The following is a 22500-nucleotide window of genomic DNA, read 5'->3' as shown; positions in this document are numbered from 1 at the left end:
TTTTTCGTACAAGTAGTTTTGGTGAATATGGCACATTAAGGCTGATATATTACTGCTAGGTTTGTTACTTAGTTATAATCGTTTGTCGAATTATAAGATCAGTTAATTGAATTGAAAAAGGCCATTCACGCGAGGTGAGTGGCCTTTTAACTTTGGCGGTAGAATTGTGTTGCGGGTGGGATGTGATCAGGTTTTGTGGGGTAGAAGAACAACGATGGCATAAAAAGGTTCAAGCCCAGTCTGAGGACATGAGGGGGAGGTTGTTAAAACACATTTTTTTTCTCTTATTTTTTACGCACTAAAACCAAGCACTATAAATGATAATTACTGGTTCAAATAGTTGTTCAATATTGTGTCCAGTCAAAGCATAGATTTCAGGGTACATAAAGCCGATAGATCCCTTCGCTGCTCTAATCCAACTTTCTATACTGAATTCAAATGGGTGTATAGCGAGCAATAACAATATCTCGTAATCCTTCTGTAGTCTTCAAGCCATAGCTTTTGTCGGCAAATCTGAAACCATCAAATTCGGAATTACAATTATAACAATCCATATATAGTACAACCAAGATGGCACTAGCTATTTAAAAACAATCCTTACATGGCATCGCTGTAAGTATTACAAGCCTCTATTTTTGAACATTTTGATTACCAGCTTTGTACATAAGCCGATATTGTGTTATGTTTAGGAAACTTATCATAATTATGAACCGCGAGAAATTTATTAAATGGTTTAAATCAAGCATACCATGGATGCTTTTGATTGTCGGCTTATTGCTTTTTACATTTACCGAGTTTTACACCTTTTTTTCAAAGAAGGAGACAATGTCCATCACTTTTAATAAAAATTGGTTAACATGGCTCTCTGGTATTAGTAAAGCTATTCTGATTAGCGGTATTTCATCAGTTTTGCTAAACTCATTCGAATACATGGGAATATTTCGAGGAGTAATGGTGGATATTGTAATGGGAGAAGCTTATTTAGATAATAGAAAAGATCTTGACAAACATTGGGAGAAGATTACCCTGCTCTTGTTTAAGAATAGGTTTCCTGCTATAAATAATCAAATTACTAAAGATGTAAAAGAGACGTATTTACCAATCGACGTTCCAAAATATTATGATGGAGCTACCGAAGATATCTCTATTTCCATAGTCAACAAAGCCTTGCAAATTGTTGAAGTTGTGAACACAACAACTTTCACTATTAATACTTGGGATGCGAAACAGATGTTAGGTTACTCATTAATAAATGATATCGCATGTGAGGGACAAAACAGTAGCCACGAAAGTTTCGAAATAGTTAATTTCACGATTGATGGAGAGGATATTATTCCAACAGGAGATAGAAATGTCAGAAGGATGATTGATGGAAAATGGTGCCTTTTGAACAGCTTAAAAGTAAAAAATATTACCGGCAAATTATTATATAAAGTGAATTTTACCATTAAAAAAACGTATTCCCTTAAATACGATAATATTCTTTACAATTTATTGCAACACATACATCACGGTATTGACATTTATTTCCATTTGGATGGTGTTAGCTTAGATATAATAAAAATAGGCACATTGCAAAAATTTGAAACAATTAAACGAAATAACAAGTATATTCATCTAAAATATAACGGCTTAATTTATCCTCAACAAGGTTACATTGCCATTATAAAAAAGATATAAATATTTTTTTAAATTTGATTGATAAAATAACAACATGGTTAATATACTAAATATAAAAACGATACCAGGTGACGGCACCAGAGGAAATGTTTCTTTTAATATTATTGCAATGGATGGAACGAGATAAATTAAAAGGCGGCTTGAGTATATAAGTTCCAGTAAAGTTCGATCTTTAAGTAAAAGTTGAACTCATTCTCTTGCAATAGAAATATTACCCAGTGCTGGCGCGAGTACGCTAGCGGTGGGGTTAGCTACAACTACCAACAAAGCCGATAAAAAGCTGATAATACAGCCCCCCTGGCTTTTACAAGGGCGGCAGATACCATTTCCTAAGATAGGAGATAATCCGCAGCGTACTAATCGTCGCCACGGCAATCCCTTGGGCGGGTTCTTCGCCTAGCCATCCTCTCAGCGCAAAATACACTATGCCGCCGGCAATGCAGGTTGTTGCATAAAGCTCCTTTACATGAAAAAGTGCGGGAATATGATTCAGCATGATATCCCGCACCACGCCGCCGAAACAGCCCGTTATGGTGCCAAGGGCAATGCACACGCCCGGGCTAAAGCCCAACGTAAGGCCCTTATGAATGCCGATAACCGTAAACAGGCCCAGGCCCAAGGCATCCAGCACCATTAAGGTACGCTGGAAATTGCCCATCCATTTCCTGAACAGCAGCGCAACGGCCACCGTGGCCAAAATAATGAGCAGTGTGTGGGTGTCTTTGAGCCAGGCTACCGGCGTGGCGCCGATGAGAACATCTCTTACCGTACCGCCGCCAAGGGCCGTTACGAAGGCTATCACCAGCACGCCGAATATATCCAGCTTTTTTGCCAATGCAGCGTACACGCCCGACATGGCGAACGCCACCGTTCCCAGTACTTCAATGATGTAAGAAAAATTTGCCAGCGAAACCATAAGAGCCGCAAAGGTAAACATTTGCGCGATTTGGTTTCGCCCGCTAATGACCCGCTCCGAAACAGCTACGTAGGTTTGCCCCTACTCTTTCAACAACCTAACTTCGTAAACCGGGCCTGCAACCGCGCCGTTTTCGGCTACGACCTTTACCCTGAAGGATTGGTTATCGGTATATTTTATATCAGCGGGCAAGGCATATTCTTCTGTAAAGAACTCATCCGGCTTGCCGTTCTTCAGGTCGACCTTTGCCACTTCGCGGTCGTTGATAAAAATAGCGAACCGGTGGTTCCATTCGTTGCCGTAATAGGTGATGCTCAGTTTTTTGGCTTCGTGATTTTTATCGGTAAGCAAATAGCTGAACCATCCGCCCGCAGCACGCCAGTGGCGGTTAAAAGTTACACCGCTAAAAGTACGTTCACTCTCCATGAAATGATCAGATTCGGGCTGCTGCTCGCCGGGGCTAACCACGTCGATCGTTTTGGCCATCAGGTTTGCTACTTTAATATCCTCAGCGGCCATTTTTTGCTGCAAAGCGGCGAAACCATTTGCAGATTCTTTGCGCCAGTACACTACATAGCGGGCGTTGTGTATTTTATAAAAGGGCACCAGTTTTAAATTTTTGTACCTGGCGGGATAAATCAAATCCTGAGCGGCAAACGTTAAGGGCGCGCTATTATCGCTATGTATCATTGAAGCATCGTTGTTGGCATCGCTCACAAAAGCCGGCATATCCGTTATTTTGTATAGCTCGCCCCGCGCCGAATGCCCCATGCGGCTATCATCTGCATTAAGTCCCTGTTGATTTGTTGAATCGATAACGGCTGCCAACACAATGGGCCCGCGCAACACGGCCTCGTAATTAGAACCGTCCGGAAGCCTTTCCGTGGTTGTTTGCATAGGCAATGTTACCGCTACCACATCGCCCTTGCGCCATTTCCTGTTTAGCGCTACGTACGATGAAGCCGTTGGCTTAACCAATTGCTTAACGCCATTCACGGTGATGCTTAAACCACCCGGTTTTACCCAGGCCGGGTACCTGATATTCAGCGTGAAATTGCCTTTTACAAGGTTATCTATTTTTAGTCGGGTGGTGTTGTTTTCGGGGAAAGCGGTTGCCTGCGTTAAGGTCAGGCCTTTCTCTTTCCATTTCAACTGAGAAGGGATAAAGAGGTTCACGAACAGCGCATTGGCCGAGTGGCTGTATATCATCTTCTCATATTTGGCGTGGTTCTCCATACCCGAGCCTACGCAGCACCACATGCTGGTTTCGGGCTGAGAATAAACACGGTAATGCCCCGGTCGCATGGGCGTAAAATATACAAAGCCCCCCTGCCCCGGCCGTTGCGTGGTGAGGATATGGTTGTACAGGGCCCGTTCGTAGTAATCCATATAAAGGCCCTTAGGGTCTGATAAATACAACTGCTCGGTAAGTTTAAGCATGTTGTAGGTATTGCAGGTTTCGGGGCCCTCCACGCTGGATATCATGGTAGAGAAATCTGCCGAGGGGTTAAAATGCTCGCGCACGCTGTTGCCGCCTGTGGCAACCGAGCGGTGGTTCACCACCGTTTGCCAAAAGAATTTCGCGGCGTTGTTATAGCTGGTATCTTTGCCTAAGTCGGCAATGCGTTTAAAACCGATAATTTTTGGTATTTGCGTGTTGGCGTGCAGGTTATCCAGCTTATCCTTACCATCTTCAAGCGGTTGCAAAATTGCCTGCTGCGAAAAGGCGTACGCCGCATCAAGGTATTTCTTATCGCCGGTAATGCTATAAACATCGGCAAGCACTTCGTTAACGCCGCCATGTTCGTTCTGAAGCAATCGCTGCATTTGCTCCGGCGTTAAAACTGATGAGATGCCCGTAAACCAATCGGCAAATTTAATAAGCATTGCCTTGGCGGTTTGGTTGCCGTTGTACAAATAAGCATCGCGCAGGCCCGCAAACATCTTGTGGATATTGTAGAAAGGCACCCATTTTTTGTTAAAGGTGTCGAAATTCCCTTTGCGCACATCTATCCACAGCTGGTGGCTGCCGGGCACGCCGCCAAGGTAACCATCGCCGTTTTTATCCTGGCAAAGCTTCAATTCGGCAATGGTATAATTTAAACGCTCTAATATCCGCTTATCGTTGGTATTGGCGTATAGCATGGCCAATGCAGAGAGATAATGCCCGGCGATATGCCCATCCAACCCGGAGCTTTCCCAGTTGCCATAACTTTCCGACTTTTTGGGCAGGCCCGCCTCACGCCTGAAGGGCGCCAGGAGTTTGTCGGGGTTCAATTTCAGAACGTAGTTAAGGTCGGTCAGCTCCTGTTCTTTGAAAATGCCCGGCAAAAGTTTCACATCCTGCAAAGGGAACTCCTGCAGTGTAGTGCCGGTTTGCGCCTTCAGCAGGGCGGGGATAAGCAAGAAGAATAAGCAAAACCGTTTCATATCTCTCATCTATTGTAGCACGTCTATACGCCGCTATAAGCCTATTTTACCAGGAATTTGTAAGTAGTTTTTGTTTGATACGTTTGGCCCGGTTTTAACAGCGTGCTTGGGAAAGTGGGCTGATTAGGCGAATCGGGGAAATGCTGGGTTTCCAGGCAAAATGCTGAACGGTGAGGATATGCTGCACCGCCTTTGCCATCATGCGTTTCGCCGGTTAAGAAGTTACCGCTGTAAAACTGCAGGCCGGGTTCGGTTGTGTAAACCTCCATGGCAATGCCGGTTTTTGTGCTGGATACCGTTGCAACGGGCGTGGTTGCATTGCCTTTATTGAGCACGAAGTTGTGGTCGTAACCTTTGCCGTTGGCCAATTGCTCGTCGGTTACGTTAATATCCTTGCCGATAGTTTTTGCAGTAAGGAAATCGAAGGGCGTGCCTTTAACGGGTTTCAGCTCCCCTGTTGGGATAAGGGTTTTATTCACCGGCGTAAACGCATCGGCATTTATCTGCAGTACGTTATCCAGTATGGTGCTGTCGCCCGCGCCGTTTAAGTTAAAATAGGCGTGGTTGGTCAGGTTCAGTATCGTTTCTTTATCTGTTTTTGCGGTGTAAGCAATTTCGAGGGCGTTATCATCGGTAAGGGTGTACGCTACGGTTACAGATACTGTGCCCGGGTAACCGCCTTCACCATCGGCCGAGGTGTACTCCAGAGTAAGCGTTTGACCGTTTTGAGAAGCCGTGAATACCTGCCCGAAGAAGCCTTTACTACCGCCATGCAGCGTGTTCACGCCATCATTCAAATCGGCCTGGTAAGCTTTGCCAGCAACCGTGAACTTGCCATTAGCAATACGGTTGCCATACCTGCCGATGATGGCGCCAAAGTATGGCTCACCTTTTTTTTGATAGTCTTTTAAGTTCTGATAGCCTAATACCACATCGGTAAGTTTGCCGCTTTTATCGGGCACCAATAAACTAACAACGCGGCCACCGTAATTAGTGATGCTTACGCTTGCGCCATTTTTGTTGATCAATTTGTACAGTTTTACGCTTTTGCTGTTGATGGTGGTATCGAAACTTGCGGTGTCGATATTGAGCGTTGCCGTAGTTGTATCTTTGGCCGATTTATCGGCAGATTGCGGACCGGTACAGCTAACGGCTATGCATGTTGCAAGCCCGGCTAAAATGAGTGCGGAATTCCTTAAATTCATCATATAGGTTATTGTAGCATGCGCAGCGTTATTGGAGCGTACGCAATTGTTTATAATTGGCAAGGCGCATAGGGCGCCTTAACTTTGGTTAATTAGTCCCAAATATGAAAAATTTATTTTAATTGTAATATAAACACTTAATATAATTTTTGTTACCATTATGTTGCGTGGCTTAACCCTGTCAGAGAATTCAATTAAGGGCAATAAAACACCTCAGGCAAGCCGGTATGAATAAGTGTACAGATACCACTTATTCGCTCATCGAATTTCCGTCCATGGGACATGTTTTTCCAATTTAATTTTACAGAAAATTTGGGGAGAAGTCGTAAAATTGGAATGCGCTGATAAAATATCTCCATCTGCCGCCTTCAAAATCAATTTATCAAATTAATTTCGCCAAAATAAGCCACCCTCATGCACCTCACCCATAAACTCCTCCCCTTCCGGCAACTCACCGTAGATGAGCTATACCAACTACTTCGCCTTCGCAGCGAGGTATTTGTGGTAGAACAAAATTGCGTGTTTTTAGACCAGGACGATAAGGACCAGCAATGCCATCACCTGTTGTTGTATGCCGATGATAAATTGGCGGCGTATAGCCGGTTGGTGCCTGCCGGTTTATCGTATCCCGAACCGGCCATCGGGCGGGTAATAACTTCGCCGGCTTTTAGGGGCAGCGGGCTGGGCCGCAAGGTGATGGAGCTTGCCATACAAGGCTGTAAAGACCTTTTTGGCCCGCAGGATATCCGCATTGGCGCGCAAACCTACGCGCTGCCGTTTTACCGTTCGCTGGGTTTTGTTACCGATGGCGAAACCTACGATGAAGACGGGATAGAACACATTGAGATGGTAAGGAAGCCTGATTAAAATCTCTTCGTTGGTGACAACGCCACCAAAGGCACGGGAATTACTATATATATTCGATCAACTTTTATCGCCTATATACGTAACCGGGGGCAAAACATTTCCTTATAGATTACTTGTGCTTACCAACAAATAGGCCACGTAACGTTGGTAACATGGCCTATTCATAACTTTATTATTACTTTAACTCTGTAGTTGCAGATTTCGTAATTGTAGTGTTCTTTAATTCGGTAACCGTGTTCAAACTGATGTTCTCAACATTTTTAAACGTTATCCGGGGTTCTCCTGTCGGCTTTGCTATACCAAGATTGCTAGCTTGCACTCCAATTACATCATCAAAGAAAAATACAGGGCGGTGGTCGGCTGTTAAAGACACTACTTTAATGTTGTGCATGTTAATGTTTTTTACATGTCTCACATAAAAACCATAAGAAGGCGTTATGCCATGTCGTTCAGGTTCAGGATAGTCTTTGATAACTTCTGGCATATCTCTCTTAGACTGCGCCAGCGTTCCGCCGCCTGTAGTGTATATACGGATATCATGCAGACTAACATCATCAATGTAAGCTGATGGAATTCCACTAATAATTGAAGCTTGCCTTGGGTCGACGTTGTAGGCTACTATGTTTCCAATATTAACTCGTTTCAACTGACCAGGGAGGGTGCCTTCAGGAGCTCGCATTCTGCCTCCGATCCGCAAATAGATGGGAGAGTTAACAATATCCCTCATGGTAATATTATTTACTGTTATATCCTCAATTGAGGCCCCATCAGTTGTTTCTATTGCTAAACCGCGGCAGTAGTCAAATACGCAGTTTGAAATAGTAATATTCTTAAAACCGCCATTAGATTCTGTTCCAAACTTGATCCGGCCAAAAGGTCCACGATCAAAATTATCTGATTGCGGCGTCCTTTTATAAGTACCGTCTAACACGGAGCCCATGTTGTAGCCGCTTACAATGCAATTAGTGATAGTAACATTTTCCGTTGTGCGAAGTTGATTTAGCGCAAAGCCGCTTTTTAAACAAATGCCATCATCATTTGGTGAGTTAACCCTGCAGTTGGAAACCGTAACATAGTGGCAGCAATCTATGTCAATTCCATCGCGGTTGGTGTCGATTTTAAGGTTATCAAGGGTAAAGTTGTCAACGCCAGTTGCCAGTATGCCAAACCAACCGCCTTCATAAATTGTAAAATCGCGCAGTAAAACATTTTTGCAGCGTTTTAATGCGATAGACTTATTTCCCCTTTTATCGCCCTTTTCGTTGTATCGAACAAGGCCTTTGCCATGAATTCTGCCGGTACCGGTTATCGACACATTTTCCAGATCCTCACCCCATATTAAACTATTATGCCAATGGCTATGCCCAAAATCCTGATATTTATCGTTTTCAGGTAGTTCGGGTTCGTCGTAAATACCTCCTTCGGCAATAGTTGCTGCAATAATTGTAGCACCCTGGTCTATTAATAAATTAATATTGCTTTTAAGGCGAATTGAACCGCACAGATAATTGCCTGCCGGTACTAATACCGTCCCACCTCCGTTGGCAGCAGCTTCTTCAATGGCTTTATTAATGCCAGGTGCGTCCATCGATTTTCCATCGCCTTTGGCGCCGTAATTTTTAACATTGTAGACATTATCTGCTGCGTAAACGCAAAATGAACAGTTGATCAACGCAATGAGAATAAATATACGTTTTACAACTTTAGGAAATTTGGTCTTTATAATCATAGTGTAGTGTTAATTAATGGTGTCATCTAAGCAACCTTGATATTGATAATCTAACAGGGCCAGCTTTAAGGTTGATATCCGGGATTTTGCTTGAAAACATCCTTATTTGTGCGTTTAAAATTTCATTTACCGGAATTGGGCGCACGTTATGCATGGTAGCAATATACAAAGCGTCCGGATAATACTTTTTAACGCGTTCCACAATGTGGCAATAGCAAAAAAATGCGATTAGGAGCTTTAAACCAGTATAAAAACCCGAATGTATTGTTTTTTCCATAACCTTGCATCAAGGTTTTAAAATTGGTTTGCACAACCATTGTTATTGCCGCATAAGGACGAGTGTGTCTGCATTTTCCCGCTTTATATTAATTAGTTTAGCTGTACCATATTCCAGTTGCCGAGGTTATACTCAGGTTAAGATCTTCATATGATAGCTGAAATATCTTGTCCATTGTTATCCATTTTTCACCTTCTTTAGCCCAGGCAATGGCTCTTGAAATTTCCACACCAGGTTTTCCCATTCCTGTGCTTTAGGATCTGCCGCGTCTGCAGGCGCTTTTTTCTCAGCCGAGAAAGTGTTATATTTACAATTAAAAACAGATTCCTGTGAAACCCAATATTTTCTCCCCCTTCTTTTCTTCTATTTCCCGTAATCATCAGTGAGACATTTATAATTCTATTAGTATTCAATTTACCTGCGGAAGCTGTATAAGCGGAATAAAAGGAAAATATAAAACGATCAGGTTAAATATAATTCAGTATTAAATAAAAAATGAAAAGAAAACATTTAAGGTTTAAAGTTTTAATTGGCATTACAATTTGTTTAATTGCATTTTGCTCTATTGGCAATGCCCAAACACCTATTGCTACTACAGATGCCCAAATGCAACAATGGCGCGATGCAAAGTTTGGGCTTTTTTTGCACTGGGGTTTATACTCCCAGGCAGCAGGCGATTGGAAAGACAAGCCTTATAAAGGCAATGAGCATTTTATGATCTATGAAAAACTTTCGCTGAAAGAATATGGCAGTTTGGCTAAAGACTTTAACCCAACCTCATTTAATGCCGGTAAATGGGTAAAAGCAGCTAAGCAGGCCGGAATGAAATACATAATTATTACATCCAAACATCACGATGGCTTTGCCATGTTTAACTCCCATACAAACGATTATAATATTGTAAAACAAACCCCTTTTAAACGAGATCCTCTTAAAGAGCTTGCTGATTCTTGTAAAGCATACGGGATGAAGTTAGGTTTTTATTATTCTTTGGGAAGAGATTGGGAGGATCCGGATGTAGCTACCGATTGGCCAACAAAGGGAGGCAGAAGTAATGTGGTTGATTATCCAAATGAAGATGCAAAAGATTTTTCGAAATACTTTGAAAGAAAAGTAAAACCTCAGGTAAAGCAATTACTTTCTGAGTATGGCCCTGTTAGTGTTATTTGGTTTGATACACCCGAACGGATAAGCAAGCCTCAAAGTGAAGAGTTGTATGCAATGGTCAAATCGTTACAGCCAAATTGTATAGTAAACAACCGTGTGGGTAACGGGTGGGGTGATTTTAAAGTATCCGAGCAGCAGATCACAGATAAAACAGATAATCAACCATGGGAGTCTTGCATTACCATGAGTAAGGGTTGGGGTTATAATAAGCATGATACGGAATGGAAAAGCCCCGAGCTTATTGTGAGGCAACTGGTTGAGGTTGTTTGTAAGGGTGGGAACCTTTTATTGAATATTGGCCCCAAGGGTGATGGAACTTTTCCTCCACAGGCAATTGAAAGATTAAAGGCTGTTGGGAAGTGGATGAATATAAACAGTGAAGCAATTTACGGCACAAAGCCATGGATGGTTGCCGGAGAACAGGTATCTGAGGTTACACTTAGTTCAAGCGCAATAAAAATAGATGTTGATAATGATGCCACTTCTAAAGCAATACTGCCCGACATTTATTTTGCGGCAAAAGGGAAAGTGATCTACGTTTTTGCACGTAGCTGGAAGCAACCGGTTATAAATATCAAAAGTATTAGTGCTGATAAGTTTACTGTGGCCAAAGTAACCTTGCTTGGGGCAAAAACTGCGGTTAAATGGAACCAAAATAAAAACGGATTAAACTGTAGTGTGCCACCTGTGTTGCCCGATGAAGTACCTGTTTACGTATTTAAAGTGCAATTGAAGTAATTATACTAGCGGCAAAATTTCATATAAATTGAGCTTGAGTAGTAATTCAATTATCATTCAGTCCATCAAGGATGGCGTTCCATAAAGTAGTCGGGCGGCCTGTTAGTATTCGGGCTATCCGTTCATGTAATTCAGGTGATTCCTGCAGGATATGCCCGATCTTTCGGCCGATGACCCGGGCGCAGACTAATGGAATATATTCACGGTCCTTTGTGTCATAATAGTCCATGACCTCGAAATGGTCGCTATAAATATCCGCGTCTGAGATATCAAAGTAATTGGCGATAATGTGCTCGATATCCGTAATGTCCTTGGTGCGGCCTGGCCTGTCGTTATTGGCGATCAGTTTGAGAAGAATTATGCCTTCCAAAGTGCAGACCCGTATATTCAGTTCTTCGCTGAGCTGTACAGCTTCGGCATAGGGAAACACCTCGCTGAAGCCTGGCATATTCAGGATAAACATGGGGTCGGTCAATTTGATCTCACGCTGTTCGTTTTCGATATCGCCAAAGGGTAGTAGGTCAATTTCAATAGCATTCTGATAATATAGTTTAATAGCTTCGGTTTCTTGGGCAGTAAAGTCACCGGAAGCGATCAATGCTTTTTTTATGGCCGTGTACTGCGCTTGGTCGCTCACCATTACAGCAATGTCAACGTCTTCCGTCGCCCGTGCGCGTATATTTTCTTCTTTTAGTGAAAATTGGATATCACGGGCAACGGCACCTACCAGATAAAAGTCGATGTCCAATTCACCAAATACCTTTTCTATGCCAGCCAGCATGTTTAATAATGGTTGGGGCAGCATGTTAATCTAAGTATTGTTTTTTTAATCTTTCAGCGGTTTCGCGGTTCCTGCTGTCGAGGCTGGTGGCCAGGTCGGCATAAGCCAGCAAAGGCGGGACAGTAACTTGCGTTTCTTCCTGGATGTCTTTCCAGAACTGATGCAGAATTTCCACCGGCCCCTCCGGATCGGGTAACAATTTTAGTTCCTTCATAACTTCCTGTCGGAAGTTTATTGCGTATATGGTGAACTTTTCCGGCCTCAGGTAGCCGGTCAGCAGTGCTCCGGCATTTTCCCCGCCCCAGTGAAATGTTTTGGGTTGCAGTTCTTTCCAGTGATCGGTAAGGCTTTTATCCACAAATCGATAAGTGCCCGCGGTGATCTTCGGGCGGAGGATATTGCGATAAGCTTCGGCCCAACGGCCAAACAATTCTTCCCGGCGCTCAATGAATACGGTTTTATTTAGCCCTTCTTTTAAATAGCCTTCACGACCCATTTCGTCCATCAGCGCACCGACATTGCCCAGCGCAATATCTGCCCGGTCAGCGATTGTACGGTAAGGCTGTCTTAGAAGTTTGGGGTCGTTGAGCAGGGCAAACACGAATTTAATACCGGCTGTTTTCCAGAGTTTGCCCTGCGGTGCGGTGCGGGTTTCGGTGACTTGCTGGTCGTTGATATAAATATAGATGCCCTCGGTCTGGATATAACAATTTCCGGCCAATTCCAGGTAATTAATCTGACGGTGTCGCAGCTCATCTTTCATGGGTTTGGTGATATACCCGCAGATCAGCAGGGTATCCCGTCTTCTGTAAAAGTTTGGGGTCTGTACCACAGGTATGGTGTTGCCACGCACTTCGCTTTTGATCTCTACATAAAATTCCACGGTGATTCCGCCGAAGGTCAGGGCAATGGTGCTGTCACGCTCAGCATAATTATCTTTAGCCCTTACGCTCAGATCGCGCATTGTGGCGCCAGTTAGTTCTTGTAGCTTGTCCGTGGCTCGATAAAGTAAATTTCTTTCTTTTATGTTCATTTTTCAATGGCGTTCAATAAACATGAACAATCAAAAATAATGAACATTATGTTTAAATGCAAATATTTGTTCAGAAATAACCAATGTTCATGTTACATGAACATTGGTTATTTTAAATACAGCGATCTTAAAATAACCGTATAGAACCAGCACTCTTTCGGGTTAGATCAAAAAGCATTTTTATCATTTGAAATCAAAACACAGCACCATAAGTTGAAATGATCTGTTATCTTTTTTAGGTATGGCTAAAAAAACCATTTTAAACAGAAAAGGCGCATTTTCATGCGCCTTTTAGCTATAAACGTCGACCTGTTGGGTGGTCTTTGTGATCCCGCTGGGATTCGAACCCAGGACCCCAACATTAAAAGTGTTATGCTCTACCAGCTGAGCTACGGAATCATCCTTTTCAACTTGTTTCGCTGCTGCCAGCGCTTCCGTTTAAAGTGGTGCAAATATACGCCGATTTTATATTGCCTGCAAGTGTATTTTAAAATTATTTTCAAGTAAAAAATAAGGCTTTCATTATCAGTTATTAAGGGGTGTAAATTCCTATTTTACCTCTGTCGCCCGCAAATAACACCAGGGTTCCTTTCTTTGCCTTACGGCAAACGTTGTAACTTTTGTCGTCAATTTTAATCCATGTCTTGCCGCCATCGGTTGTTATGCAACTCCCCGGAGTACCGGTAGACAGGAAAATATCGCCTTTAATATACTCAACCGACGATTGGAAGCCCAGGGGGCCGGCCACCGGGAACGTGTAGTCAAAGTGTGCTTTGCCGTTGGGCATAATGTAGGCAACCGAATCTGCACGGGTATCCTTAGCGTAATTGCCACCCACAATTATCACCTGGCTTTTACCATTTGCCACAGAAAATGCGCCACGACTTTGGTCTCCGTTGGTTAGTGGCAACGGCCTGGACAACCAAAGTGGGAAGTCGTCCCTTATCGGTGTTTGCACTATGCGGCTTTTGGCACCGCCGGTAACAATGGTAAGCAAGCCATCATCCGCTCGCAAGCAGGTACCACTTGCTGCAAATGCCGCCTCGCCGGGTACAGCGGGCGGTGCATTATACATTGCGGCCCAGGTTTGGCCGCCGTTTTTAGTTTCCAGCATCAAAAATTGGCCCTTTATCGGGTCGCCCAATACGAAACCGTGTTTTTTATCGGCAAAGGCCATGGCATCTAAAAAATACAGGCTGTCGGCGTTGCGATATTTCTCCTGCCAGGTAGCGCCGCCGTCGGTAGTCTTGAGGATAAGCGCAGGCGTGCCCGAACTCATGATAATAGCCTCCTTGGCGTTAAATGCCTCGATATCCCTGAAATCGCTTTTCTCGTAACCTTTTAACTGCTGCCATGCCCATGTTTTGCCTCCATCGCCACTGATGCCTATATGGCCGCCGCTGCCGCTTACCCAGGCTACGCTATCACTTACCACAGATAATCCTCGAATGCTGGTGCGACGTTCTTGCTGCACTAATTTGATGTTTTGTGCTTTTACAGTTGTGCCGATGAACAGCAATGCCGGTAATGCGGCACAGATAATGGTTTTCAGTTTCATTTTACACGTGCCCAGTTTTCGCTTCTTCCAAATAAGGATATGCCAATATAGCCACGAATTTTGAGAATATCGCCATTCAGCGTCATTTTACAGCTGTAGGTTTTGCCCGATTTGGGGTCGTAGATGGTGCCGTCTTCATACACGTCGTCGCCATCGAAAGTAAAATCCTTCAACAGCTCAATACCCAGCTTAGGGCGAGCTTGGAGGGCCTTATCGGGGTTCAGCGCATCGAGTTTTGGGTTGCCGTTGGTATCGTTGGGTTCTTTCATCCAAGCCAGCTTGCCGTAGTACTTATCGCCTTTTTTATAAATAAGCACCTGCCCCTCGCCGCTGGGGTTTATCCATTTGCCTAAGATGGCATCGGCCTTTTGGGCGGATGCCGTAAACGCGCATGCAAGCATAAGCAGCAACGCTACACAAGTTTTCCTGTTCATCGAATTTTATAATTGGTTATGCCGAAGGTAGCTTTTACAGGCGTAAATGCAAAACGCAGCTTATTTTGCATTTATTTTTATTTGGATGCGCTAAAGCATTATATTTGCAGCCCGCAATAGCTGTATGGCCGCAAGCCAGCAAATATTAAAGGGAAAATCGTTCTATAATGCCCGGATGGCGAAATTGGTAAACGTTGCGGTCTCAGAAGCCGTTGAGAATTGTCTCTTGAGAGTTCGAGTCTCTCTTCGGGCACATCCATTTTTAGATATGAGTATTGAGATGTGAGATATGAGATTTTCCTCAGCTCTCACATCTTTTTAGGTTTAAGGAAAAGGTTGATTTTAGTATTATGCGTTGTCTCACATCTCATATCTAACATCTCAAATCTTTTTTACAATGCCCAGGTGGCGAAATTGGTAGACGCACCATCTTGAGGGGGTGGCATTCGTAAGGATGTACGAGTTCGAATCTCGTTCTGGGCACACTTAAAACCATCTTGAAGGGGGTGACATTCGTAAGGATGTACGAGCCTGCCTGGCGGCAGACAGGTTCGAATCTCGTTATGGGCACTTCAAAAATAGCTGTATCGGCTAAACACCAAGTTTATTTTCAGGATTTCCCTAAGTAGAAGTTAGCTTCTGCGCAGCATTAGTTGGGGTCCTGGGTTCGAATCCCAGCGGGTTCACCCCTTGGGACAAACGAGAAAACATATCGTTTATCCTTTTTTTTGCCTTCTTAACTCGCTGTTTACCGAGGTAGATAAACTGAAATACTGCGCCGATTTTCCCGGTTCGAACTTTCAAATCTTCAAATGTGAATTTTTCGGGGTATATCGAACCAATTAATTTCATTTTTGCATAACTATCTGATTTATTGTATATTGCGCTAATTGAAGCAAGCTTCAGCAATGCCGAATCGAGCGTTTTCTCAACCTTGCTTAAGCTCAAGCTATCAGTTCCCAAATCGCTGACCTTGCTTTCCAGCACCGCAATCTCCCGCTCAGCTTCCATTTTTACTGCTTTGAAATCAGCAGCATCAATGTCATCATTCAAAAGCAGTTCCTTCGCCTTTGTTACCTTGTTGTTTAACGCTATTATACGAGCTATAAACTCCTTTTTGCTGCTGAATGTAGTTTGATGCTCGCTTTTATAAATGTCCGGGACAACCGCTTTAAACAAGACGGCTGCATCTTCGTTCAGTGCATAATCGTTCAGGTGGTTTTCAAAGATGGTATTCGCCTCCTCTGCCCGCGTTCTGTATCCACAAGCCGAATTGCAATGGTAGTAATGGTAATGGGCATTCCCTCCTTTCGAGGCGCTACCTGTCGATACCTTTCCGCACCTTGGGCAGCATATGAAGCCCTTTAAAGCTAACATGTCCTGCGTTACCACCTTTGTTGTTAATTTCCTTTTGCGCCCTTCCAGCACATCCTGGACCTCGTAAAATACATTGGGTTTGATTAATGGCTCATGCAAACCGTCAACCAGAACACGTTCAGCGCCCGCCGGTCGTTCTCGATTTCCGGCGCGGTCAAATATATGGCCAGCATCATTTTGTGTCCATATTCCTACAAAATAAAAAATATTGGGCTCTCTTTTAAAAGATGGCCATTGTGGATTCCCTTTTTATCAGGTTAGATTTCAATACAATAGTTTCATTCGGCTCGTACCATCGTTTATTAAATATTTTAAATAAAATGCCTGCAGCTTCCACGCCTATTTCAAAGGCGGGCTGGGTTATTGTAGTGAGCGATGGATTAAGCAGTTCAGCGTGAGCAAGGTTTGAGAAACTGATGAGCTTTAAATCACTGGGTATATTCAATTTCAGTTCCCTGCAGGCATAGTAACAGGGCATGGCAAGATCCTCAATAGAGGATAATATACCATCCGGTTTTTGTTCAGCGATAAGATTTTTGATAAGCGCGTAGTTTTCATCACTGTTTGAACCACTTTCCATAATTAATTTCTTATCGTCCGGAAAATGATTGTATTTTAAGGCATCAAGGTATCCCTGTAGCCGCTTTTTACCGGTTGATAAAGTGTTAAGGGCTTGTAAATACCCTATTTTTTTGCACCCGTTTTCAACAAGGTGTTGTACGGAATTATAAGCACTTTCATAATCGTCGGTGGTGATTTTTACTCCCTCAATATCATCATATACCCTATCAAAAAAAACCACAGGTAGTTGATCGCTCACCTTTCTCAGGTGTTCTTTATCAACAGTTTCGCAGGCAAGAGATATTAAAATGCCATCAACGCGCCCGCTTAAAAGGCGCATTAGAAATGAAGTTTCAATTTCGCTGCTCTCGTGTGTTTGGTAAATCAATACATGATAGCCCCGCTCACGTGCCACGTCTTCAATACCGTTAATGGCAAGTGAAAAAAAGTTATTGGCAATTTCAGGTACTATAACTGCAATTGTTTTACTTTTTTGCCCGCGCAGGTTGCTGGCGAATGGATTAGGTTCATAGTTAAGTTTTTTGGCCATTTCAAGTACCCTGGCCTTGGTTTCACTGCTTATCTCGTGACTATCGCGGAGAGCTCTTGAAACAGTTGCCGCTGATAAATTTAGTTCGCAGGCAAGCTTTTTTATATTGATTTCTCCCATCTCTTAAAATACTTTATTAGTGTGTAATATACGATTATTGCGTAAACGTTTACGTAAATAAATACTTCGGGTTTGATAAAACCAAGTTTTAATTTTTCCACTTTTAGAGCACTGAATCATTTAAATTCCGTAAGAAAGCGAGTTTCAAATGATATTTTTTAACCAATAAAACCCATTTATAACCTTTTTGCCAGAAATTAATTAATCCTAAAACAGTTATTAATTGTTGATAAAACAGTTAATAATATTGCTTTATCAGAAATTAATTAACCTGCAAAGCCACCAATTAAACAAACCAATATGATGACAATTCGACTCAAACTATTTATGACAAGATATCTGTTCGGTATCTTGCTCATGTTATTCTTCTTCTTCTTCTGCTTTAGCAATGCCTCGGCACAAACCGGCGATGTTAAAGGAACCGTAAATGACAGCAAAGGAAGCCCGTTGCCGGGCGTAACAGTGCAAGTGAAGGGGACTAACAAAGCCACCTCCACTTCGGCTGAGGGAAAATTCTCCATTAGTGCTCAAAAGGGGAGCGTATTGGAGTTTCGCTTGATTGGCTATGAGTCGGTAGAAGTAACTGTAAACGATGAAAACACAGTTAATGTAACGCTTACTACAAATCAAAAAATCCTTAATGAAGTAGTTGTAGTAGGTTATGGGACAAGCAGTAAGAAAAATCTGTCAAGCGCGATAACTACAGTGAAGCCGGAAGACTTGAACAAAGGCGCCATTGCCGATATTGGGCAATTGCTACAAGGTAAAGTACCCGGATTAAACATAACTGCCAACGGAGACCCTAACAAACCGGCAGCTGTTATTTTAAGGGGGGCATCAACAGTAAACGGCCCGGGCGCTCCATTTTATGTTATAGATGGAATACCGGGAGCCGATATTACTTCAATAGCGCCAGCTGATATTGCGTCGATTGATGTATTGAAGGATGCTGCTGCTACCGCAATTTATGGTAACAGGGCCGCGAGCGGTGTTATTATGGTTACTACCAGGCGGGGTAAAAAAGGGCAGGACCAGGTAACCTATAGCGGTTACGTGGCCCAGGAAAAAGTGGCAAACACCCTTGATTTAATGAATGCTGATCAATTGCAGGCCTATGCAACTGCAAACAAAATAACATTTTTGCCGAACGATAATGTTAACCCCGGAAAAATTAATACCGATTGGATGAAGGCCATTGAGCGATCTTCTGCCTTTACGCAAAATCATAACCTGTCATTTAGCGGTGGATCAGAGCATACCACTTACAGCGCCAGCATTAACTACCTGAAAAAGACGGGTATATTAACGGCCAGCTCACTGGAGCGTATAAATGGCCGCGTCAATATTGACCATTACACCTGGAATGATAAGATCAAATTCAGCCTTAATGTATCAAATTCTGTAAGTACTTCAAATAACCAGCCGCTGCAAAATATTGTGTTACTGCAAGCGGCGAAACACTTGCCAATTTCGCCCGTATTGAATGCCGACGGCACTTATTTTGAAAACCTCACTACTACCGGATATTATAACCCGGTGGCAATGGTTAATAATGCGCAGGATCAAACCAAGTACAATGTGTTATTAGCCGGTTTTAATACGTCAGTAAAGTTACCTTTTAACTTAACTTACAATGTAAACCTTTCTTACCAAAAAACATCCACATTACATGGTGAGTTCTATAGTAGTTATTTCAATAAATATCCTTCATCTAGTTTTTATAATAACCCGGATCCCGGCCTGGGCGTTGGACACACTTTAATCGGCTCTCTTTTTGGCACCAATGGTTCGGCTTTACGAACCGATTATTCAACCTCCGCCAAAACACTGGAAACTTTTTTAAGCTGGGATAAACAGATCGGCGATCACACCTTCAATGCTGTATTAGGTTATTCCTACCAGGATAATATTTACGGAGATGGCTTCCAGGCATCAAGCACTAATTTCCCTACCGATAATATTGGTTTTCAGAACTTAACCCTGGGTAACCCGTATGCTATATCGGCCTATCGCATTAATCTTGGTAATGACCTTACTTTTGGCGAAAATTTGCTGATTTCGGACTTCTTAAGAGTGAATTACAACTATAAGGACAAATACTTATTCCAGGGCTCCATACGTCGTGATGGCAGCTCGGTATTTGGAGATAATCATCACTGGGGTAGTTTTCCTTCGGCGGGTGTTGCCTGGAGAATCAGCCAGGAGGATTTCATGAAGGATCAAACGCTTTTCTCCGACCTTAAATTACGCGCCAGTTATGGTGTTACCGGTAATTCGGCTGGTATTGGAGCATATACCGCTAAACTGGTTTATGGCATTTCCGGCACCTATTACAACAATGGCGTACAAGCCGCTGCTTACGGGCCGATACAAGGTTCAAACCCCAATTTACAGTGGGAAAAAACTGCGACTACCAATTTAGGGCTTGATTTTGGTGTACTGAAAGGTAGGATTACAGGTACAATTGAAGTGTACAATAAAAACACCACCGGTATGTTATTTAACTACTCGGTATCGCCATCGCTGGTGCCAGGCGGTAAAATATGGGCTAACGGCGGCAGCATCAATAACAAAGGTATTGAGTTTTCGCTAAATGCCAGACCCATAGTTAATGACAATTTCTCGTGGGCATCATCTCTTAATGTTGCGTATAATAAAAATAAGATAACCAGTTTATCGGGCCCTTATGGTAATAGCGATGAAACCCTTTACTCTGATCCGGAAGGGCCGGGCCAATCAGGTGCCACTTTGCAAATTTTAAAAGTTGGACAGCCACTTGGCCAATTCTACGCATTTAAATATGCTGGAAAAGACGCTAATGGCAAATCACTTTTCTATAAGGCAGATGGCACAACTACCGATGCACCAACAATAAAAACCGACTATTATTACCTGGGAAGCGCCCAACCATCGGTGTTAGCTGGTTGGAGCAATACATTCAAGTACAAAAACTTTGATTTAGGATTTTTCTTCAGGGGCACTTTTGGCAACAAGATATTTAATGCTACCCGAGCCGACTTGTCATACGTTGCCGGAGCTGCAAATAATAACATATTAAATAGTGCAGCAGATGATAAAGTAACTGACGCAAAAAACTCTTACTATTCAAGCCGGTATGTGGAGAATGGATCATACGTGCGATTAGACAATACTACACTGGGTTATACCCTGCCTAATCCTTTTAAAAATGTTCGTAGTATGAGATTATATTTTACCGCTAACAATGTATTTACCATTACAGGCTATAAGGGTATTGATCCTGAAATTAACCAGGGAGGCATATCACCGGGTATTGATTACAATAATTTTTACCCAAAAACGCGCACGCTGTTAGTAGGTTTTAATGTTTCATTTTAGGAATAATATACAAAATATATGAAAAAGATAATTTTAGGGATTTTAGGCTTGCTGTCGGCAGCTGCAATGATCTCGTCATGTCAAAAAATTAACGTACCCGTTACGTCAGAAATTACGCCCGCCGTTTATCCGCTTACGCCTGCCCAGTTTATTTCGGCAGAAGGGCCGGCATATATCGCTATTCGCAACGATTTTTCAGGGTCATATTGGTTTACCCAAACTTGTTCAACCGATGAGGCCGTTTTGGCGACATTTGGTTCAAACTGGCTTGATGGTAATAAATATATGGAACTGCATCGCCATACGTGGACGAAAGATAATGCCTGGGTGAATTCACTGTGGAGCTATTTAACCGGGATTATTGGTACGTCTAATCAAATCATATCGATTTTTAACAAATCAGCTCCTGTAGGCGATGCAAAAAACACCAGTATAGCCGAATTAAGAACAGTGCGCTCTCTGGCCTATTTTATGATGATGGATTCATATGGTAACGTACCGCTCGATACCTTATACGGCGCTACCACTTTGAAGACCAACTCACCAAGGGCAGAGGTTTTTAATTATGTGGAAAGCGAATTAAAAGCATCTATTCCTTACCTTAAATCGCAGACTACGGCAACTTATGGGTTGGTTACCAAAGATCTCGCGTACTCCATTTTAGCTAAAATGTATTTAAACGCAGAGGTTTACACCGGCACACCCCGTTACAATGATTGTATAGCAGCCTGCGACCAGATCATCAGTTCGGGTTACTATGCTTTGGAACCCATGAGCTCCTATTTGCAACAGTTTTATCCAATTAACGGACCATCAAAAAAGGAATTCGTTTTTGCTATCCCGTATGATGCAACTACCACAAGCGGTAACATGTACTATGCTCGTTATGACCTTAACCGCAACCTGGGAATACGCTATTTATATTCTGGTTCTAACCCCGGCGGATATACAGACCCGGTAATGAATTTAAATACCGGCAATGGGCTATTAAACAGCCAGCCAAGCGGACCACGTATGACAACTGCCGAATTCTATGCCCATTTTGACGACCCTAACGATGTGCGCAACAAACAGTGGTTAACCGGTGCGCAATACTGGCAGGATGGCACACCTATTATGGTAAAAACCACCAAACTTGGATACAACCAGTTTTATACCGGAGCAGACGGTTCTGCTACTTATACATATCCTTTGGTCCTCGCTCCACTTTCGGCCAGTTCGGTTCGGGCGGGTACTAATTCATCATTTGATCTGGGTAACGATGAAATTGGATGGAATACTGGAATACGTAATATTAAATTTTTACCAGATTATACCAACACCATCAGCAGGAACCAAAATAACGACGTTCCTTTGTTTCGCTATTCAGACATCGTCCTGATGAAGGCTGAAGCTATTTTGCGTGGTGGCTCACCAACGCTGGGTGCTACGGCTTTATCATTAATAAACCAGGTTAAAGCGGTTCGTACCACTTCTGCAGCTTTGTCCAGCGTTTCACTTACTGACATTTACAATGAGCGTTGTAAGGAGTTTGCATGGGAAACCTGGCATAGAAATGATATGATCCGGTTTGGACAGTACGAAAACGCTTACGGCCTGGGTAAAACAAATACAGATACATATCGCCGGATATTCCCTATACCAACTAGTGCAATGATGACTAATACAAAACTGGTTCAAAACCCGGGATATTAATAAAAAAGGAGTTTAATTTAAAGAC

15 protein-coding genes and 3 tRNA genes are annotated in these 22500 nt (G+C 42.9%); 7 read left to right on the top strand and 11 right to left on the bottom strand.

The annotated features are described in order from the left end of the window. The first annotated feature begins 705 nt into the window (after window positions 1–705). The gene (locus tag AC1DXC_RS13925; protein WP_477459753.1) at window positions 706–1680 is read left to right on the top strand and encodes a hypothetical protein; all 975 of its coding nucleotides are present in this window, start codon (window positions 706–708) and stop codon (window positions 1678–1680) included. A 304-nt stretch (window positions 1681–1984) separates the two neighbouring features. Here the strand turns inward: AC1DXC_RS13925 and AC1DXC_RS13920 are convergent, their stop codons facing one another. The 3 genes from AC1DXC_RS13920 to AC1DXC_RS13910 are packed head-to-tail and all read right to left on the bottom strand — an operon-like array spanning window position 1985 to window position 6234. Further along, window positions 1985–2617 carry a trimeric intracellular cation channel family protein gene (locus AC1DXC_RS13920; RefSeq protein WP_477459752.1) on the bottom strand — a complete coding sequence of 211 codons (633 nt, stop codon included), beginning with the start codon at window positions 2615–2617 and terminating at the stop codon, window positions 1985–1987. Window positions 2618–2677: 60 nt separating this feature from the next. Then, window positions 2678–5026: a beta-L-arabinofuranosidase domain-containing protein gene (locus AC1DXC_RS13915; protein WP_477459751.1), complete on the bottom strand. Its 2349-nt coding sequence runs from the start codon at window positions 5024–5026 to the stop codon at window positions 2678–2680. Between the two features lie 41 nt (window positions 5027–5067). Next, the gene (locus AC1DXC_RS13910; protein ID WP_477459750.1) at window positions 5068–6234 is read right to left on the bottom strand and encodes an aldose epimerase family protein; all 1167 of its coding nucleotides are present in this window, start codon (window positions 6232–6234) and stop codon (window positions 5068–5070) included. A gap of 411 nt (window positions 6235–6645) precedes the next feature. Between AC1DXC_RS13910 and AC1DXC_RS13905 the strand changes: the two genes are divergently transcribed. Further along, window positions 6646–7098, top strand: a complete 453-nt coding sequence (locus AC1DXC_RS13905; RefSeq protein WP_477459749.1) for a GNAT family N-acetyltransferase — start codon at window positions 6646–6648, stop codon at window positions 7096–7098. 175 nt (window positions 7099–7273) lie between these two features. Here AC1DXC_RS13905 and AC1DXC_RS13900 read toward each other — a convergent pair whose 3' ends face one another. Beyond that, window positions 7274–8827 carry a rhamnogalacturonidase gene (locus AC1DXC_RS13900; RefSeq protein ID WP_477459748.1) on the bottom strand — a complete coding sequence of 518 codons (1554 nt, stop codon included), beginning with the start codon at window positions 8825–8827 and terminating at the stop codon, window positions 7274–7276. A gap of 772 nt (window positions 8828–9599) precedes the next feature. Here AC1DXC_RS13900 and AC1DXC_RS13895 point away from each other — a divergent pair. After that, window positions 9600–11009 (top strand): alpha-L-fucosidase, encoded by a 1410-nt coding sequence (locus AC1DXC_RS13895; RefSeq protein WP_477459747.1) that lies wholly within the window; start codon window positions 9600–9602, stop codon window positions 11007–11009. A gap of 46 nt (window positions 11010–11055) precedes the next feature. Here the strand turns inward: AC1DXC_RS13895 and AC1DXC_RS13890 are convergent, their stop codons facing one another. The 5 genes from AC1DXC_RS13890 to AC1DXC_RS13870 form a co-directional block, all read right to left on the bottom strand. Next, window positions 11056–11814 (bottom strand): nucleotidyl transferase AbiEii/AbiGii toxin family protein, encoded by a 759-nt coding sequence (locus AC1DXC_RS13890; RefSeq protein WP_477459746.1) that lies wholly within the window; start codon window positions 11812–11814, stop codon window positions 11056–11058. Between the two features lies 1 nt (window position 11815). Continuing rightward, a complete protein-coding gene (locus tag AC1DXC_RS13885) occupies window positions 11816–12823 on the bottom strand; it encodes a type IV toxin-antitoxin system AbiEi family antitoxin (protein ID WP_477459745.1) in 1008 nt (335 codons plus the stop codon). 326 nt (window positions 12824–13149) lie between these two features. Beyond that, a tRNA-Lys gene (locus tag AC1DXC_RS13880) sits at window positions 13150–13222 on the bottom strand. 133 nt (window positions 13223–13355) lie between these two features. After that, on the bottom strand, window positions 13356–14381 hold the full coding sequence (locus AC1DXC_RS13875) for a WD40/YVTN/BNR-like repeat-containing protein (RefSeq protein WP_477459744.1): 1026 nt from the start codon (window positions 14379–14381) through the stop codon (window positions 13356–13358). After that, the gene (locus AC1DXC_RS13870; protein ID WP_477459743.1) at window positions 14378–14815 is read right to left on the bottom strand and encodes a DUF2147 domain-containing protein; all 438 of its coding nucleotides are present in this window, start codon (window positions 14813–14815) and stop codon (window positions 14378–14380) included. The genes AC1DXC_RS13875 and AC1DXC_RS13870 overlap by 4 nt, the downstream gene beginning before the upstream one ends. Before the next feature lie 169 nt (window positions 14816–14984). On the opposite strand from AC1DXC_RS13870, the gene AC1DXC_RS13865 reads away from it, so the two are divergent. Beyond that, a tRNA-Leu gene (locus tag AC1DXC_RS13865) sits at window positions 14985–15068 on the top strand. A gap of 146 nt (window positions 15069–15214) precedes the next feature. Beyond that, window positions 15215–15298, top strand: a tRNA-Leu gene (locus AC1DXC_RS13860). Between the two features lie 138 nt (window positions 15299–15436). Here the strand turns inward: AC1DXC_RS13860 and AC1DXC_RS13855 are convergent. Further along, entirely contained in the window at window positions 15437–16243 is an 807-nt protein-coding gene (locus AC1DXC_RS13855) for a recombinase zinc ribbon domain-containing protein (protein ID WP_477459742.1), read from the bottom strand. Window positions 16244–16412: 169 nt separating this feature from the next. Continuing rightward, the gene (locus AC1DXC_RS13850; protein ID WP_477459741.1) at window positions 16413–17423 is read right to left on the bottom strand and encodes a LacI family DNA-binding transcriptional regulator; all 1011 of its coding nucleotides are present in this window, start codon (window positions 17421–17423) and stop codon (window positions 16413–16415) included. Between the two features lie 327 nt (window positions 17424–17750). On the opposite strand from AC1DXC_RS13850, the gene AC1DXC_RS13845 reads away from it, so the two are divergent. Together AC1DXC_RS13845 and AC1DXC_RS13840 are read left to right on the top strand one after the other, a co-directional pair. After that, window positions 17751–20780, top strand: coding sequence for a SusC/RagA family TonB-linked outer membrane protein (locus AC1DXC_RS13845; protein WP_477459740.1), 3030 nt, complete (start codon window positions 17751–17753; stop codon window positions 20778–20780). 18 nt (window positions 20781–20798) lie between these two features. After that, complete coding sequence (locus AC1DXC_RS13840) at window positions 20799–22475, top strand: RagB/SusD family nutrient uptake outer membrane protein (protein ID WP_477459739.1); 1677 nt, start codon at window positions 20799–20801, stop codon at window positions 22473–22475. Window positions 22476–22500 lie beyond the last annotated feature (25 nt).

It is taken from the genome of Mucilaginibacter sp. P2_D11, from assembly GCF_056404435.1.
Note: the sequence above shows the minus strand (reverse complement) of the source record. Positions and strands in the feature narration are given on the sequence as shown.

Bases quoted from the DNA above. Each gene is read 5' to 3' on its own strand.
- AC1DXC_RS13925 (WP_477459753.1), top strand. From the start codon at position 706: ATGAACCGCGAGAAATTTATTAAATGGTTTAAATCAAGCATACCATGG.
- AC1DXC_RS13840 (WP_477459739.1), top strand. From the start codon at position 20,799: ATGAAAAAGATAATTTTAGGGATTTTAGGCTTGCTGTCGGCAGCTGCA.
- AC1DXC_RS13890 (WP_477459746.1), bottom strand. From the start codon at position 11,814: ATGCTGCCCCAACCATTATTAAACATGCTGGCTGGCATAGAAAAGGTA.
- AC1DXC_RS13885 (WP_477459745.1), bottom strand. From the start codon at position 12,823: ATGAACATAAAAGAAAGAAATTTACTTTATCGAGCCACGGACAAGCTA.
- AC1DXC_RS13850 (WP_477459741.1), bottom strand. From the start codon at position 17,423: ATGGGAGAAATCAATATAAAAAAGCTTGCCTGCGAACTAAATTTATCA.
- AC1DXC_RS13910 (WP_477459750.1), bottom strand. From the start codon at position 6,234: ATGATGAATTTAAGGAATTCCGCACTCATTTTAGCCGGGCTTGCAACA.
- AC1DXC_RS13900 (WP_477459748.1), bottom strand. From the start codon at position 8,827: ATGATTATAAAGACCAAATTTCCTAAAGTTGTAAAACGTATATTTATT.
- AC1DXC_RS13915 (WP_477459751.1), bottom strand. From the start codon at position 5,026: ATGAAACGGTTTTGCTTATTCTTCTTGCTTATCCCCGCCCTGCTGAAG.
- AC1DXC_RS13875 (WP_477459744.1), bottom strand. From the start codon at position 14,381: ATGAAACTGAAAACCATTATCTGTGCCGCATTACCGGCATTGCTGTTC.
- AC1DXC_RS13920 (WP_477459752.1), bottom strand. From the start codon at position 2,617: ATGTTTACCTTTGCGGCTCTTATGGTTTCGCTGGCAAATTTTTCTTAC.
- AC1DXC_RS13845 (WP_477459740.1), top strand. From the start codon at position 17,751: ATGACAAGATATCTGTTCGGTATCTTGCTCATGTTATTCTTCTTCTTC.
- AC1DXC_RS13870 (WP_477459743.1), bottom strand. From the start codon at position 14,815: ATGAACAGGAAAACTTGTGTAGCGTTGCTGCTTATGCTTGCATGCGCG.
- AC1DXC_RS13895 (WP_477459747.1), top strand. From the start codon at position 9,600: ATGAAAAGAAAACATTTAAGGTTTAAAGTTTTAATTGGCATTACAATT.
- AC1DXC_RS13905 (WP_477459749.1), top strand. From the start codon at position 6,646: ATGCACCTCACCCATAAACTCCTCCCCTTCCGGCAACTCACCGTAGAT.